The organism is Flavobacterium sp. GCM10022190, from assembly GCF_042656445.1.
Classification (GTDB): domain Bacteria; phylum Bacteroidota; class Bacteroidia; order Flavobacteriales; family Flavobacteriaceae; genus Flavobacterium; species Flavobacterium nitratireducens.
Map to the genome: position 1 here is coordinate 319,631 of NZ_JBHSOQ010000001.1, position 15,528 is coordinate 335,158.

Consider the following 15,528-nt stretch of genomic DNA (forward strand, 5'->3'; position numbering starts at 1 on the left):
TTTTACTCAGCGATTAATCGTGTTAACAAAATGTTACTCAATTAGAAAAAACAAACAAAATACTTAACAACAATGTAATAGTTACTTAACCAAGTAAAAACAATACATCTGTTTCTTTGCATTGTTAATAATAAACAACAAAACAAATAAAAAAATGAAAAAATCAATTTTAGCAATCTTATCAATTGCAAGTATAATTTTCACAAGCTGTAGTAATGATAATACTTCAGAAGCATCTAGTTCTTTTACTGTAAATGTAAATGACTTAAAAGGAAACATCACTGATGGTACTGTAACATTAGATGCAACTCAAACTTACACATTGACTGGTGGATTAGTTGTAAAATCTGGAGCTACATTAATTATACCTGCAGGCACAACTATCAAATCAGATCCATCTGCTGATTCTGAAAAAGCTAAAACAATTTATATTGCTGTAGAAAGAGGTGCGAAAATTTACATCAACGGTACTTCTTCTAAACCAGTAATTATGACATCTGGAAAAACTTCCCCTTCTGAAGGTAACTGGGGTGGTTTAATCATTTGTGGTGATGCTAAAGTAAATACTGGAGATAACGGAACATCGGAAGTAGGTGGTTTATTATACGGTGGTAACAACAACGCTGACAACTCAGGATCTATCACTTATTTAAAAATCTCTTACACTGGTTCTAAATTCAGTGACAGTAAAGAATACAATGGAGTTTCTTTCTTCGGAGTAGGTAGCGGTACTACTGTTAACAACATCTACACTTATGAAAGTGGTGATGATGGTATAGAATTTTTTGGAGGTGCTGTTAATGCTTCAAACTTAGTAATCATCAACTCATATGACGATTCTTTAGACTTTGCTGACGGTTACTTAGGTACTCTTACTAATATTTATATTTCTGGTGTTACTGCCGCAGGAGTAGAAGGATCAAACAACGGAGCTAATGGCGCAGCTACTCCACTTACAGATGCTAAAATAACTAATATTTCAATTGTAAAAGGATCTGATGCTAAATTTACAGCTTCTGAAAAAGCAGTAAATTTTAAAGAAGGTGGAGGAAAACAAACGTACACAAACTTATATGTACACACAGATATGCCATCTGCATTTGCTAAATTCAACACAGCTGACCAACCAGCGCTTAATATAATTACTGCTGGAAACTTTAAATTAAACAGCATTAGCTTTGCAACTGCGAATAACACAGTTAGCGCTTATATTACTAATCAAACAGGAGCTGGAAATGGAGCAACCCTTCCTACATGGGCTTCTTGGACTAGCAACTAATTTCTAGATAAAAAAAATCATAAATTACCTTCCATCACAGGGAGGTAATTTTTTTTGGTATAATATTTGTTTTTTGTATATTTACTTATAAAAAATTAAGCTAATGATAAAAAACTACTTTTATATTATTCTCTTAGCGGTTTTTTTCTGTTCCATGAGTATGAATGCTCAGGAAAATAAAACGCAAAACAATCCCAATAGCTCCTCGGTTATTGAGGGCTTAAATTTGTATCCTAATCCCGTATACAATGGCAAGATAACTATCACTACGAAAAATGACGGCGAAAAAGAAATTATTATTTTTGATCTACTAGGAAAAAAGGTACTACAAACGAATCTAAATGCTAATTCAAGGGAACTTAATATTTCCAGCCTTATACCAGGTGTGTATATTATCAAGATTAACGAACAAAACAGTTCGGCAACACGAAAACTCATTGTTCGATAATAAACAAAAATCATCCTAAAGCTTCAATTGAATTTGAAGCTTTTTTTATTTCTAAAAAAAGGATTAAATGATACCTTTGCAAAAAAAATCTTGATAAGCACTACCGATATATTTACGATTTCCAATCAAAAGCAATTTGAAAAAATAGCTTTAAAAATATTTCGTTTTCAACACGAAAATAACGCGGTGTATCGAAAATTCTGTGATTTCCTAAATACAGATGTGCAAAAAGTCAAATCACTAGAAAAAATTCCCTTTTTACCCATTCAGTTTTTTAAAAGCCACAATGTAGTTTCTAACAATCATCCTATCCAAACTACTTTTACAAGCAGCGGAACAACAGGTATGATTACCAGTAAACACCTAGTAACAGATGTAACTCTCTACGAAGAAAGCTACCAAAAAGGATTCTCCGAATTTTATGGCGATATCGAAAACTATGTAGTTTTAGCCTTACTTCCATCCTATTTAGAAAGAGAAGGCTCTTCCCTAATTTACATGGTCGAAGATTTAATTAAAAGTTCCAATCATCCCGAAAGCGGATTTTATCTTCATAATCATGATGATTTGATTAAAAAATTAATTGAACTAGATGAATCAGGTCAAAACGTCATTTTAATTGGAGTTACTTATGCATTATTGGATTTAATTGAAAAGCAGAAGTTCCAACTCCAAAACACCATCATCATGGAAACTGGTGGCATGAAAGGGAAACGCAAGGAAATGATTCGGGAAGAACTTCATGAAATATTGTGTTCGGGTTTTGGCGTTTCAGCTATTCATTCAGAATATGGCATGACTGAATTACTCTCACAGGCATACTCTCTCGGAAACGGAGTCTTTGAATGCCCTTCATGGATGCAAATTCTCATTCGCGATACCGAAGACGCCTTGAATTATATTCCGCAAGGAAAAACAGGAGGAATCAACGTTATTGATTTGGCTAACATCAATTCTTGTTCCTTTATTGCTACGCAGGATTTGGGTAAAAAATATCCCAACAACTCTTTTGAGGTATTGGGACGTTTTGATAATTCGGATATTCGTGGTTGTAATTTGATGGTGGTTTAATTTATCCCTTCCATCTTACATTTATTGATTTGCCATAAAACGAATTCCTGCTTCTAAACCCGCTAATTCAGCTAAACCTTTCAATCTCCCTATCAAAGGATAACCTGGATTTCCACTTCGATTAAAGTCGTCTAACATTTTATGTCCATGATCCGGACGAATGGGAATATTATAATCGGTTCTCCCAGTGTTTTTTCTTCGTAATTGTTCTTCAACAATGGCTTTCATAACTCCTGCCAAATCAACTGTGGGATCTAAATGTTCGGTTTCATAAAAATCACCATTGTCTAATATTTTTGTACTTCTCAAATGAAGAAAATGAACACGCTCGGCATATTTTTGAAAAATTTCTGCAAGTGCATTATCTTTTCTTGCCCCTAAAGAACCGGTACAAAACGTAATACCGTTATGAATCGAAGGACAAGCCGTAGACAGCCACTCAAAATCTTCTCCTGTACTCACAATACGAGGCAATCCTAATAATGGAAATGGTGGGTCATCTGGATGAACGGCTAAACGCACACCAGATTCTTCAGCAACAGGAATAACTTCCTTTAGAAAATAAGCAAAATGCTCTCTTAGTTTATGTTTATTGATTCCATCGTACTCTGCCAATAATTTCAAAAAGATAGCAATAGGCTCTTTTTCATCTTCTCCTACCGCACCATCAATAAAAGATTGGGTAGCTACTATTATATTATAGGCTAAATTCTTCGCCTCTTCAGGGGTTAATGTTTTATAAACTGCCTCAGCTTTTTTTAGCTGTTCATCAGTATAATCCTTTGAAGCATTGGGTCTGTTTAAAATAAATAGATCAAAAGCGGCAAATAAATCGGCTCCAAAATACATAGCCACCGTACCATTTTCCAAAGTATAATTCAGATTAGTTCTGGCCCAATCTAAAACTGGCATAAAATTATAGCAAATGGTTGTAATACCACATTTGCCTAAATTTTTGACACTTTCTTTATAATTGGCAATAATTTGATCACGACTAGGCTTTCCTTTCTTAATATCTTCATGAACTGGCAAGCTCTCGACAACATCCCAAGTAAGACCATAAGATTCAATGTTGTTTTTAGTATTCATAATCTCTTCTACCGACCAAACTTCACCATTTGGAATATGATGCAAAGCAGTAACAATTCCTGTAGCACCAGTTTGCCTAATTTGTGCCAAACTAATAGGATCTTTTGCTCCAAACCATCTCAGTGTCTTTTTTAATTCCATAAATTATTTTTTGTTTCAATAAATAATATATACTACAAGAAAATCTTGAATTCCAAAAATAGAAAACTTTATTTCTAAAAACATAAAAACCTAACTACTTTTATGCAGTCAGGTTTTTAAAATCTATTTAGAAAAACTATAACTTGTTAGACAACTCTAAGCACGAAATAATTTTTCTTTCCGCTTTGTAACAATACAAATTGGTTATTAATTAAATCCTGTGTAGAAAGCACAAAATCTTCTTTTACTTTCTCTCTATTTACCGAAATAGAATTAGCCGTTAATGCACGTCTTGCTTCTCCATTCGATTTCATAAATCCTGTTTTTTCATTTAAAACCGTCACAATATCGATTCCTGCTTCGATTTCAGCTTTAGCCACTTTCGCCTGAGGAACACCATCAAAAACTTCTAAGAAAGTTTTCTCATTCAATTGTTTCAAATCATCTGCAGTAGAATTTCCAAACAAAATATTGGAAGCCTTGATTGCATTTTCTAAATCTTCTGCCGAGTGAACCATAATTGTAATTTCCTCAGCCAATTTTTTCTGCAATAATCTTAAATGCGGTGCTTCTCTGTGTTTTTCAGTTAAATCTTCGATTTCTTCTTTAGATAAAAAAGTAAAAATCTTGATGTATTTTTCAGCATCCACATCCGAAGTATTCAACCAATATTGGTAGAACTTATATGGAGAAGTTCTAGCAGCATCTAACCAGATGTTCCCACCTTCAGATTTACCAAATTTAGTTCCATCTGCTTTTGTAATCAATGGACACGTTAAAGCATAAGCTTTACCCGCTTCAATTCGGCGAACTAATTCAGTTCCCGTAGTGATATTTCCCCATTGGTCACTCCCTCCCATTTGTAATGTACAACTTTTTGCTTTGTACAAATGCAAGAAATCATAACCTTGAACTAATTGATAGGTAAACTCAGTGAATGACATTCCTTCAGCCGACTCAGAAGACAAACGCTTCTTAACCGAATCCTTAGCCATCATGTAATTTACGGTAATGTGTTTCCCCACATCACGAATGAAGTCTAAGAAAGAAAAGTTCTTCATCCAGTCGTAGTTGTTCACTAATTCAGCCGCATTAGGTGCATCTGAAGTGAAATCAAGGAAACGACCTAATTGTGCTTTAATCGATTCTTGATTATGTCTTAATGTTGCTTCGTCTAATAAATTTCTTTCGTTGGATTTTCCAGACGGATCACCTATCATCCCAGTTGCTCCTCCTACTAAGGCCAATGGTTTGTGTCCCGCTATTTGAAAATGTTTCAACAACATTACTCCAACTAAATGTCCTATATGTAATGAATCTGCAGTTGGGTCAATCCCCACATACGCCACACGCATTTGTTCCATCAAATGTTCTTCAGTGCCTGGCATAACATCGTGGAGCATACCTCTCCAAGTTACTTCTTCAATAAAATTTTTCATCTTTTGTAATCAATTTACTTTCATCAGTAAAGCCTTTTCGGCTTTGTGTGCGCAAAGATAGCTTTAATTAGACAATTTGAAAATTTGAAAATGAACCAATTTTAAAAAAATATCTAAAAAACTAATTGTTACCTTATAAAATTGATAAATTGCTACATTTGCATTTATGATTTTAGTCACAGGAGGAACAGGTTTAGTAGGAGCACATTTATTACTTCGTTTAGCAGAAAATGGAGTAAAAATACGCGCCATTTACCGTGATGAAAAAGGAATTCAAAAAACAAAATCTTTATTTGAACATTACCAAAAATCAACATTATTTTATGCTGTCGAATGGATTAAAGGGGACATCCTTGACATTACAGCGCTAGAAGATGCATTTATAGGAATCACTCAAGTGTATCATTGTGCTGCATACATTTCGTTTGACTCAAAAGACGAAAATATACTACGAAAAATAAATATCGAAGGCACGGCTAATATTGTCAATTTTTGTTTAGCCAAAGGTGTTGAAAAACTATGCCACGTAAGTTCTATAGCCGCTTTAGGTGACTTAGCTGCACATGAAACAAGTATTACCGAAGAAACCGAATGGAATCCTGAAAAATACCATAGTGATTATGCTATTTCAAAATATGGTGCCGAAATGGAAGTTTGGAGAGGACAACAAGAAGGTTTACAAGTCATTATTGTAAATCCAGGAATCATCATTGGACCTGGTTTTGAAAATCAAAGTAGTGGACAATTGATTAAAAAAGTCGCTGATGGATTGTTATTTTACACCTACGGAAAAACGGCTTTTGTTGTAGTCGATGATGTGGTACGAATCATGATTGAATTAATGGAGCGTTCAATTTGCAATGAACGTTTTATTCTTATAGGACAAAACATCGTTTTCAGAGACCTTTTTAACACCATAGCCGACACATTAAAAGTAAAAAGGCCTAGCATTGAAGCCAAGCCTTTTCTTACAGGTCTAACGTGGAGATTGTATTGGTTCCTTTCCCTATTTTCTGCTAAACCAAAGCAAATTTCAAAAGACAGCTTACAATCTTTATTGAATAAAAAGGAATTTTCTAATCAAAAAATCAAATCTGCTTTACAAACTTCTTTCATAGATATTCAGCAATATATTAAAGATAACTTTTCAGTTAATTAACTGCTTTACTGGTTTTAATCGTTGCGGCTTTGGTAGTTGAAAGTATTTTTTTCTTGGTGCTAATTGTTTTTCTCTTCAAAAGCAGTGAATCTTTTTTCTTTAGCTTTTTTAATGAATCTTTCTTAGCCAAAGCTACTTTTTTAGCATTAGCAAGTGAGTCCATTTTTCTTTTTTTAGCTTGAATTAAAGAATCTTTCTTGATTTGTTTTTTAACCAAAGAATCATAATGAACTCTATTTCTTTCCATACGTTTCACAACACTATCATACATCGCTTTGTATTTTTCAAAATCTGATGCATAATAAATGTTGCTTTGCGCAAATTGAGCACTATCAACTTTGTATTTTCTCAAAATAAATTCCTTTGGATTTACTATGTATTTCTCGGTAGTACCAGGTTCATTGTATTTTATCGCTTCAAGCAGCGATAAATCATAGATAATGTTTTCCATCACCTCTCGATCAATAAGGCGTTCTGGTTCTTTAACCGCATCGTCTTTACAGCTTAAGAACAACATTACAATTACTAAAAATGAAACCGTTTTTTTCATGACCTATCTATCAAATAATAGTCTCTTTCCAGCGCGAATATCTTTTACTTTAAAAGCATTATACACTAATTGACCGTTTACAAAAGTATGCGTAATTCTTGATTTGAAAGTATATCCTTCAAAAGGTGACCATCCGCATTTAGCAAAGATATTCTCTTTTTTTACACCCCAAGGCAAACCTGCATTTACAATTACCAAATCGGCATAATAGCCTTCTCTAATAAAACCACGTTTTTCAATCTTGAAAATTTTAGCCGGATTGTGGCACATTTTCTCTACGATTTTCTCCACGCTAATTTTTCCTTGGTGATATGCTTCAAACATCGCTACTACTGCGTGTTGTACTAATGGCCCACCAGAAGGCGCTTTCAAATACGATTGCTTTTTCTCTTCTAAAGTATGTGGTGCATGATCAGTTGCAATTACATCTATACGATCGTCTAACAAAGCTTTCCACAAAGCGTCTCTATCCTTTGCTGTTTTAACTGCTGGATTCCATTTGATAAAATTCCCTTTCGTTTCATAATCATCATTGGTAAACCATAAGTGATGTACACAAACTTCGGCTGTAATTTTCTTTTCTTCTAATGGGATTTTATTGGTAAACAAATCCATCTCTTTTGCTGTAGAAAGATGAAAAACATGCAAACGAGCCCCTGTTTTCTTAGCCAATTCAATTGCTTTTGAAGAAGATAAATAACAAGCTTCTTCGTTTCTTATTAAATGATGCGCCGTTACTGGAACATCATCACCATATTCTGCTTTGAATTTTTCCGAATTAGCTTTGATAGTCGCTTCATCTTCACAGTGAACCGCAATAAGCATTGGTGTACTTGAAAAAATTCTTTCTAAAGTAGTCTGATTATCTACTAACATATTCCCCGTTGAAGAACCTAAGAATATTTTAATTCCAGCCACATTTTTAGGATTGGTTTTTAAAACCTCTTCTAAATTATCATTTGTTGCTCCCATCATAAACGAATAATTCGCAAATGATTTTTCGGCAGCCGTTTTATATTTTTCTTCTAAAATTTCCTGGGTAACCGCATTTGGAACCGTATTAGGTTGTTCAATATACGACGTAATTCCACCAGCAACAGCTGCTCTGGATTCGGACTCGATATCACCTTTATGTGTCAAACCTGGTTCTCTAAAATGCACCTGATCATCAATAGCGCCAGGTATTAAAAAATTCCCTTCGGCATCAACAATTTTACAATCGGATGATTTTGCACTAATGCTTTCTGAAATTTCAACAATTAAGTCATTCTCAATTAATACATCGCCTTCAAAAATTACTCCTTCATTTACTATTTTGGCATTCTTAATTAAAACCCTGTTCATTGTTTTTGTTTTATAATCTGTTAACTAATTTTTTTAAACGTAAGGCAACCACCCCAAAAACGGCTTCGACAATTATAGAATTACTCATCTTAGATTGTCCTTTCGTTCTATCGGTAAAAATAATAGGAACTTCGGTAATTTTAAAATTATTACAAAAAGTACGGTACTTCATTTCTATTTGAAACGCATAACCTACGAACTTAATTTTGTCAAGGTTGATTTTTTCTAAAACCTCTCTTTTGTAACATACAAAACCAGCTGTAGCATCATGGATAAGCATTCCAGTAATCATTCGAACATAAACGGAAGCAAAATAAGACAGCAGCACCCTGTTTAATGGCCAATTCACTACATTTACCCCGGTTACATAACGCGAACCGATAGCTAAATCGGCATCGCCAAAATGGCAAGCATTATACAACTTTTCTAAATCATGCGGATTATGTGAAAAATCGGCATCCATTTCGAAAATAAATTCATAATTATGCGCTAATGCCCACTTGAAACCATGAACATAAGCGGTTCCTAAACCTGATTTTTGTTTTCGGCTTTCTAGAAATAAACGCCCCTCAAATTCTGTTTGCAACAAACGAACTCTATCGGCCGTATGATCTGGAGAATTATCATCCACTATAAGTACATGAAAATGTTTGTGTTGTGAAAGTGTTGCCCTTATGATACTTTCTACATTTTCAATTTCGTTATAGGTTGGAATTATAACAATACAATTATTCATATTTTCTAGAAATTTCACCGCAAAAGTAACCTTTTTATAGCATTTGAAACATAATATATAGTATAATAAAAATATTGATTTAAAATTTTACTAATTTTGCTCTTACTATGACAGAATATCTCCTACATCCGAGAATTACAGAAAGCAAAGACTGGGCAACAGCATTATTTGTTCTGGCCTTTGGAATTATTGCGACAATTAAAGGCGTTTATGGTAATCGCTTTAGTGATTTTATTAATCTCATTTTCTCCGACAAATATTCTAAAGTCTATCGTGATAGCAGTCAATTAAAAAGCAGTTTTACTATTTCTTTATTTTTAGTTCAAGTAATTTCATTTGCCTTTTTTATCCAAATTTCGTTGAGTTTATTTGGCTATGCCTCTAAAACCGATTGGATCTTATACATTCGTATCGTAACTTTTCTCCTCTTTTTCATCTTATCGAAGTTTTTAGTCGAAAAAATTATCGCTACAACTTTCAATATTGAAGAATTTATGGAGCAATTTAACCTCCAAAAAATCACTTATCGAACGTATATTGGAATTATCATTCTTCCTATCAATATTATACTTTTTTACTATAATGCTGTTTCACAGAATATTCCTATAGCAATAATTGCCATTATACTAGTGCTAAGTGTACTAACTTACTCACTTGCTATAAAAAAATATCAAAATGTAATATTCAGTAAGTTGTTTTATTTTATTTTATATCTTTGCACTCTCGAAATAGCTCCCTATTTTTTTATGTATTATTTGTTTACAAAAGGGAGCGCTTAGAAAAATGTTAAAATATGAAAGTGAAAACAATTTTGGTATCGCAACCAGAGCCTAAAGTAGAGAACTCACCTTACTTTGAACTCCAACAGAAACATAAAATCAAAATTGATTTCCGTCCTTTTATCCACATAGAAGGAGTGAGCGCTAAAGAAATTAGACTTCAAAAAATTGATCTTAACAATTTTACTGCAATTATTTTAACAAGTAGAAATGCTGTGGATCATTTTTTCAGAGTTGCTGAAGAAATGCGTTTTAAAGTTCCTGAAGGTTTAAAGTATTTTTGTCAATCAGAAGCGATTGCTTTCTATTTACAAAAGTATGTTGTTTACAGAAAACGTAAAATTTATGTTGGCGCAAAAGATTTTGCCGACATGGCTCCGTTAATCAAAAAATACAAAGAAGAAAAGTTCTTACTTCCTGCTTCTGACCAATTAAATGCAGATGCTCCTCAAACCTTAAACAACTTAAAAGTAGATTGGACTCAAGCTACTTTCTATAGAACAGTAATGAGTGATTTGTCTGATTTAGCGGATGTTTATTATGACGTTTTAGCATTCTTTAGCCCAACAGGAATCAAATCATTATATAAAAACTTCCCTGATTTCCAACAAAACAACACTCGAATTGCAGTTTTTGGACCAACCACTCAAAAAGAAGCTTTAGACCACGGACTAAGAGTTGACATTATGGCTCCAGCTCCAGGAACACCTTCTATGACTATGGCATTGGAAAAATACATTAATGAAGTAAATAAAGCTAAATAACAGCTTACTTTTTACATATATTTAAGCCGCGAGTTTCGCGGCTTTTTTTATTCCAGTTATCGAAATTAATTTTAAAATCAAATTAAACCCTAATCCTTTTTTGAGGTCTTAAAAAAAACCAACTTTAATATTAAATTTATGAACAAATTCAAAATTATTGCATTGATGCTTCCTCTAGCAGCTGTACTTAGCAATTGTAGTTCGGCCAAAAAAAACAAAGACTATGTTGATGTAAAAAAAATTACTTACACTAACGATGTAAAACCAATCATCGAAAACAGCTGTACCCCTTGCCACATGCCTCCTCAAGGACGCAAAGAACCTTTTGCTAACTATGAACAAGTTAAAACCCATATAGCTGCCATTCTGGAGAGAGTAAACCTACCTCAAGACAATCGTAAATTTATGCCTCCTGTAAATAAAAAGCCAGCATTAACAGAAGCTCAAGTAGCACTTTTAGTAGAATGGCAAAAACAAAATATGCTGGAATAACAACCGAAAATATTCAATGAAAAAATCCCAAATTCCAATAACACTTCGACAAGCTCAGTGTGACCATTGGAATTTGGAATTTATATTTTGTAATTTATTTTTCTATTCTCTTCTGTTTCCTCCTAAATATATAGACAGATAATACAATAAGGTTGCTATCGAACCCAAAGCCGCTACTACATAAGTACGAGCTGCCCATTTCAACGAATCTTCTGCCCCAGCATACTCCGCTGGATTCAACATATTTTTAGCTTTTAACCAAGCCAAAGCGCGATTACTCGCATCGTATTCTACCGGCAACGTAACAATGGAAAATAAGGTAGTTGTAGCAAACAAGATAATTCCGAAAAGTAATAAACCCGGAAAGGTTTTCAACATAAAAATACCTGCTAACAACACCCATTGCATATAAGACGAAGCTATATTTACAAAAGGAACCAATTTAGATCGCATAGTCAGCCACTCATAGCCACGAGCGTGTTGCACCGCGTGACCACATTCGTGAGCAGCCACTGCTGCCGCTGCTGCATTGCGTTCGTTATAAACAGCTTCACTTAAATTCACAGTTTTATCCGCCGGATTGTAATGATCGGTTAATTGACCTGGTGTCGAAATTACTCGAACATCATAAATCCCATTATCCGATAACATTTTCTGAGCAATCTCAGCACCACTCATCCCGTTTTGCAAACGCAATTGTGAATAATGCTCAAACTTACTTTTTAATCGCGAACTTACTAACCAGCTAAAAAGCATTATCGCTCCCGCAAGAATTAAATAACCACTTCCCATATCTTTTTATTTTTAGTTTTTGTTTTCTTAACAACCAACAAATTATGAACCAAATTACAAAAATGACAATTTGACACTAGTTAAAAAAAACACAATTTCATTAGCAATAGCAATAAATATCAAAAAGCAAAAATTCCAAATCCCAATTACACTTCGACAAGCTCAGTGTGACAATTGGAATTTGGAATTTTAAAATATTGGAATTTATTTCTATCCCACCAAATTAATAATTTTCCCAGGAACGATAATCACCTTATTTGGTGTTCTACCGTCTAATTGTTTTTGGGTTCTTTCGTCTTTCATTACGATTTCCTCAATTTGCTCCTTAGTTAAATCCAAAGGCAATTTAATAGTAAAACGCATTTTTCCGTTGAAAGAAACCGGATATTCTTTTTCTGATTCTACTAAATGTTTTTCTTCGAATTTAGGGAAAGCTACGGTAGCAATCGAACCTTCATGTCCTAAAGCGCTCCATAACTCCTCAGCAATATGTGGCGCATAAGACGAAATCACAACTGCTAAAGGCTCTAAAATAGCACGGGAATGACAATTTTGAGAAGACAATTCGTTAACACAAATCATAAACTGAGAAACCGAAGTATTGAAAGAGAAATTCTCGATATCTTCTGAAACTTTCTTGATGGTTTTGTGTAAAGTTTTTAAGTTGTCTTTGGTTGGTTCGTCCTTATTTACAATCAGACCATTGTCATCAAAATACAAACGCCATAATTTTTTCAAGAATCCAAAAACTCCCGAAATACCAGCTGTATTCCAAGGTTTTGCCTGTTCCAATGGTCCTAAGAACATTTCGTATAAACGTAAAGTATCTGCACCATATTCTGCACAAATAGCATCCGGAGTCACTACATTGTATTTGGATTTCGACATTTTCTCTACCTCACGACCGACAATATATTTGTCGTTTTCGTCTAAGATAAAAATTGCATTTTTATAATCTTGATTTAGTGTGTGATTTTTAAATGCTTCCACATCTAATTCATCAGAAGAATTCACTAAATTGACATCCGTATGGATTTTATTCACATTCGCGACATTTATTCTAATATTAAGAATATTTGAATCTTGTTTCTCAAGACTCTCAATCAATTCAGCAGTTTCTCCTTGAATAATTTTTTCCAAGAAATTATCTTTTATGTATTGATCTAATTTAGATAAGTCTGAAAATGAATCAATAATATTTTTAGATACAAATACAGAAGGAAGGCTTTTTTTGATTTCTTCAATATAAAGAAAACCTGATTTATCTTCTCTGCCAGAAGTTCCAAATATATGTGGAGAAAACTCTAATCTATAAACAAAAGCACTTGTTCCTAAAATCATTCCCTGATTGATCAGTTTTTTGAATGGCTCTTCAGTTGGTGCAAAACCTTTGTCTTTTAAGAATTTGTTCCAAAAACGAGAATACAACAAGTGACCTGTTGCATGCTCACTTCCTCCAATATATAAATCAACCGATTCCCAATATTTCAAAGCCTCTTCACCTGCAAAAGCTCCTTCATTGTGCGCATCCATATAACGCATCCAATACCAAGAACTTCCTGCCCAACCCGGCATAGTATTTAATTCTAACGGGAATACTGTTTTATTGTCTGCCAACTGCGTACTGACCACTGCATTCTGAACTGTGTCCCAAGCCCAAACAGCTGCATTTCCTAACGGAGGCAAACCATCTTCGGTTGGTAAATACTTTTCAACTTCTGGAAGAATGATTGGCAAATGTTGTGCATCAATCATTTTTGGCAAACCATTCACATAATATACCGGGAATGGCTCTCCCCAATAACGCTGACGGGAGAAAACCGCATCACGCAAACGGTAATTAACCTTACCATATCCCTGTCCTAATTTTTCTAATTCGGCAATAACTTTCTTCGTTCCGTCTTTGTAACCCATGCCATTTAAGAAATCAGAATTCACTAATTGGAATCCTTCTTTCCCACCAAACGCTCCTTCTGAAATGTCTTTATCGACAATATTTTTGATTTCAGGCATTCCATTAGTTCCTTTGAAGAAATTAGCAAAAGCATAATCTCTCTCGTCTCCACAAGGAACCGCCATTACTGCACCTGTTCCATATCCTGCCAACACATAATCGCCAATCCAAACCGGAATCGCTTCTTTTGTAAACGGATGTTCCGCATAGGCACCTGTAAATACACCAGAAATGGTTTTTACATCAGCCATACGCTCACGCTCCGAACGTTTAGCCGTTTTTTCAATATAAGCCTCAACTGCTTCTTTTTGTTCTGGAATAGTGATTTGAGCTACCAATTCGTGTTCTGGTGCCAAAGTCATAAAAGTCACTCCGAAAATAGTGTCTGGTCTTGTTGTAAATACGTCAATCTTAAGTTCCTCACTTCTAACTTCTAACTCCTGACTTCTAACTTTGAAAGTCACCATCGCACCAACGGATTTTCCAATCCAGTTACGCTGACTTTCTTTGATGCTTTCGCTCCAATCGATGGTATCTAATCCTTGCAACAAACGCTCTGCATAAGCCGAAATACGCATGCTCCATTGGGTCATCTTTTTACGAATTACAGGATATCCTCCACGTTCTGAAACGCCGTTTACAATTTCGTCATTGGCTAAAACAGTTCCTAATCCTGGACACCAGTTTACTTCGGTCTCTGCCAAATAAGTCAAACGGTATTGCAACAATATTTTTTCTTGTTCTTCTTTTGCGAAAGCATTCCACTCAGCAGCAGAAAAAGATTGAATAGAATCGTCGCAAACTGCATTTACATTTGTATTTCCTTCTTTTTCAAAAATGGCAATTAAAGTCGAAATATCTTCGGCCTTATCTGAATCTTTGTTGTACCAAGAATTGAATAATTGGATAAAAATCCATTGGGTATGCTTGTAATAATCCGGATTTGAAGTTCGCACTTCTCTGTCCCAATCAAATGAAAAACCAATTTTATCCAATTGCTTGCGGTAACCTGCAATTTGGTTTCCTTCTTTATCCACTCCCCCGTCAATATTCACGCGGGTAGTATCTTCCGGACGTTGCCCTGTTTGAATCGCATATTGTTCGGCTGGCAATCCAAAACTGTCGTAACCCATTGGGTGCAACACATTAAATCCTTGATGTCTTTTATATCTTGAATACACATCCGAAGCAATATATCCCAGCGGATGCCCCACGTGTAATCCCGCTCCCGAAGGATAAGGAAACATATCTAAAACGTAGTGTTTTGGTTTAGCTGAATTATTTTCGGCTGCAAAAGTTTTATGATCAGCCCAGTATTTTTGCCATTTGGCTTCTATTTCGTTCGGATTGTATTTCATTCCTTTTATTTTAATTTTAAATTAAACCCATTCAGGGTTTTGAACCCTGAATGGGTTACAAAAAAAATTGAGCCGCAAATTTACGCTTATTGCACATTGCACCAAAGTAATTTTGAGAAAAGAAGAAATAAAA

The 15,528-nt window shown here is 34.4% G+C and carries 14 protein-coding genes; 7 read left to right on the plus strand and 7 right to left on the minus strand.

Features of this window, described 5'->3' with window-relative positions; genetic code table 11:
• The first annotated feature begins 154 nt into the window (after nt 1-154).
• The 3 genes from ACFPTQ_RS01430 (at nt 155) to ACFPTQ_RS01440 (ending at nt 2,798) form a co-directional block, all read left to right on the plus strand.
• Nucleotides 155-1,279 (plus strand): hypothetical protein, encoded by a 1,125-nt coding sequence (locus ACFPTQ_RS01430; protein WP_379772940.1) that lies wholly within the window; start codon nt 155-157, stop codon nt 1,277-1,279.
• 103 nt (nt 1,280-1,382) lie between these two features.
• Nucleotides 1,383-1,727 (plus strand): T9SS type A sorting domain-containing protein, encoded by a 345-nt coding sequence (locus ACFPTQ_RS01435; RefSeq protein ID WP_379772943.1) that lies wholly within the window; start codon nt 1,383-1,385, stop codon nt 1,725-1,727.
• A gap of 90 nt (nt 1,728-1,817) precedes the next feature.
• Entirely contained in the window at nt 1,818-2,798 is a 981-nt protein-coding gene (locus ACFPTQ_RS01440) for an acyl transferase (RefSeq protein ID WP_379772945.1), read from the plus strand.
• Between the two features lie 21 nt (nt 2,799-2,819).
• Here the strand turns inward: ACFPTQ_RS01440 and uxuA are convergent, their stop codons facing one another.
• Nucleotides 2,820-4,028, minus strand: a complete 1,209-nt coding sequence (uxuA, locus tag ACFPTQ_RS01445) for a mannonate dehydratase (RefSeq protein ID WP_379772948.1) — start codon at nt 4,026-4,028, stop codon at nt 2,820-2,822.
• A gap of 146 nt (nt 4,029-4,174) precedes the next feature.
• Nucleotides 4,175-5,467, minus strand: coding sequence for a tyrosine--tRNA ligase (tyrS, locus tag ACFPTQ_RS01450; RefSeq protein ID WP_379772950.1), 1,293 nt, complete (start codon nt 5,465-5,467; stop codon nt 4,175-4,177).
• Nucleotides 5,468-5,633: 166 nt separating this feature from the next.
• Between tyrS and ACFPTQ_RS01455 the strand changes: the two genes are divergently transcribed.
• Nucleotides 5,634-6,626 (plus strand): NAD-dependent epimerase/dehydratase family protein, encoded by a 993-nt coding sequence (locus ACFPTQ_RS01455; protein ID WP_379772953.1) that lies wholly within the window; start codon nt 5,634-5,636, stop codon nt 6,624-6,626.
• Here ACFPTQ_RS01455 and ACFPTQ_RS01460 read toward each other — a convergent pair.
• The 3 genes from ACFPTQ_RS01460 to ACFPTQ_RS01470 are packed head-to-tail and all read right to left on the minus strand — an operon-like array spanning nt 6,619 to nt 9,256.
• Nucleotides 6,619-7,176 (minus strand): DUF4296 domain-containing protein, encoded by a 558-nt coding sequence (locus ACFPTQ_RS01460; RefSeq protein WP_379772955.1) that lies wholly within the window; start codon nt 7,174-7,176, stop codon nt 6,619-6,621. The genes ACFPTQ_RS01455 and ACFPTQ_RS01460 overlap by 8 nt on opposite strands.
• A 3-nt stretch (nt 7,177-7,179) precedes the next feature.
• Nucleotides 7,180-8,520: a dihydroorotase gene (locus ACFPTQ_RS01465; RefSeq protein WP_379772958.1), complete on the minus strand. Its 1,341-nt coding sequence runs from the start codon at nt 8,518-8,520 to the stop codon at nt 7,180-7,182.
• A 10-nt stretch (nt 8,521-8,530) separates the two neighbouring features.
• Nucleotides 8,531-9,256 carry a polyprenol monophosphomannose synthase gene (locus tag ACFPTQ_RS01470; RefSeq protein WP_278034684.1) on the minus strand — a complete coding sequence of 242 codons (726 nt, stop codon included), beginning with the start codon at nt 9,254-9,256 and terminating at the stop codon, nt 8,531-8,533.
• Nucleotides 9,257-9,363: 107 nt separating this feature from the next.
• Between ACFPTQ_RS01470 and ACFPTQ_RS01475 the strand changes: the two genes are divergently transcribed.
• The 3 genes from ACFPTQ_RS01475 to ACFPTQ_RS01485 all read left to right on the plus strand — a co-directional run bounded on the left by ACFPTQ_RS01475 (nt 9,364) and on the right by ACFPTQ_RS01485 (nt 11,291).
• Nucleotides 9,364-10,035: a DUF4271 domain-containing protein gene (locus tag ACFPTQ_RS01475; protein ID WP_379772960.1), complete on the plus strand. Its 672-nt coding sequence runs from the start codon at nt 9,364-9,366 to the stop codon at nt 10,033-10,035.
• Between the two features lie 14 nt (nt 10,036-10,049).
• Nucleotides 10,050-10,799, plus strand: a complete 750-nt coding sequence (locus ACFPTQ_RS01480; protein WP_379772963.1) for a uroporphyrinogen-III synthase — start codon at nt 10,050-10,052, stop codon at nt 10,797-10,799.
• Between the two features lie 138 nt (nt 10,800-10,937).
• Nucleotides 10,938-11,291 carry a hypothetical protein gene (locus ACFPTQ_RS01485; RefSeq protein WP_379772965.1) on the plus strand — a complete coding sequence of 118 codons (354 nt, stop codon included), beginning with the start codon at nt 10,938-10,940 and terminating at the stop codon, nt 11,289-11,291.
• Nucleotides 11,292-11,393: 102 nt separating this feature from the next.
• Here ACFPTQ_RS01485 and ACFPTQ_RS01490 read toward each other — a convergent pair whose 3' ends face one another.
• Together ACFPTQ_RS01490 and ACFPTQ_RS01495 are read right to left on the minus strand one after the other, a co-directional pair.
• On the minus strand, nt 11,394-12,083 hold the full coding sequence (locus ACFPTQ_RS01490) for a zinc metallopeptidase (protein WP_379772967.1): 690 nt from the start codon (nt 12,081-12,083) through the stop codon (nt 11,394-11,396).
• A 210-nt stretch (nt 12,084-12,293) separates the two neighbouring features.
• Nucleotides 12,294-15,395: a leucine--tRNA ligase gene (locus ACFPTQ_RS01495; protein ID WP_379772969.1), complete on the minus strand. Its 3,102-nt coding sequence runs from the start codon at nt 15,393-15,395 to the stop codon at nt 12,294-12,296.
• Between the last annotated feature and the right edge of the window lie 133 nt (nt 15,396-15,528).

What these genes read in the sequence shown, in the direction of transcription:
- ACFPTQ_RS01485 (WP_379772965.1), top strand. Translation starts at nt 10,938, where the DNA reads ATGAACAAATTCAAAATTATTGCATTGATGCTTCCTCTAGCAGCTGTA.
- ACFPTQ_RS01480 (WP_379772963.1), top strand. Translation starts at nt 10,050, where the DNA reads ATGAAAGTGAAAACAATTTTGGTATCGCAACCAGAGCCTAAAGTAGAG.
- tyrS (WP_379772950.1), bottom strand. Translation starts at nt 5,467, where the DNA reads ATGAAAAATTTTATTGAAGAAGTAACTTGGAGAGGTATGCTCCACGAT.
- ACFPTQ_RS01495 (WP_379772969.1), bottom strand. Translation starts at nt 15,395, where the DNA reads ATGAAATACAATCCGAACGAAATAGAAGCCAAATGGCAAAAATACTGG.
- ACFPTQ_RS01430 (WP_379772940.1), top strand. Translation starts at nt 155, where the DNA reads ATGAAAAAATCAATTTTAGCAATCTTATCAATTGCAAGTATAATTTTC.
- ACFPTQ_RS01465 (WP_379772958.1), bottom strand. Translation starts at nt 8,520, where the DNA reads ATGAACAGGGTTTTAATTAAGAATGCCAAAATAGTAAATGAAGGAGTA.
- ACFPTQ_RS01435 (WP_379772943.1), top strand. Translation starts at nt 1,383, where the DNA reads ATGATAAAAAACTACTTTTATATTATTCTCTTAGCGGTTTTTTTCTGT.
- ACFPTQ_RS01475 (WP_379772960.1), top strand. Translation starts at nt 9,364, where the DNA reads ATGACAGAATATCTCCTACATCCGAGAATTACAGAAAGCAAAGACTGG.
- ACFPTQ_RS01490 (WP_379772967.1), bottom strand. Translation starts at nt 12,083, where the DNA reads ATGGGAAGTGGTTATTTAATTCTTGCGGGAGCGATAATGCTTTTTAGC.
- ACFPTQ_RS01455 (WP_379772953.1), top strand. Translation starts at nt 5,634, where the DNA reads ATGATTTTAGTCACAGGAGGAACAGGTTTAGTAGGAGCACATTTATTA.
- ACFPTQ_RS01460 (WP_379772955.1), bottom strand. Translation starts at nt 7,176, where the DNA reads ATGAAAAAAACGGTTTCATTTTTAGTAATTGTAATGTTGTTCTTAAGC.
- ACFPTQ_RS01470 (WP_278034684.1), bottom strand. Translation starts at nt 9,256, where the DNA reads ATGAATAATTGTATTGTTATAATTCCAACCTATAACGAAATTGAAAAT.
- uxuA (WP_379772948.1), bottom strand. Translation starts at nt 4,028, where the DNA reads ATGGAATTAAAAAAGACACTGAGATGGTTTGGAGCAAAAGATCCTATT.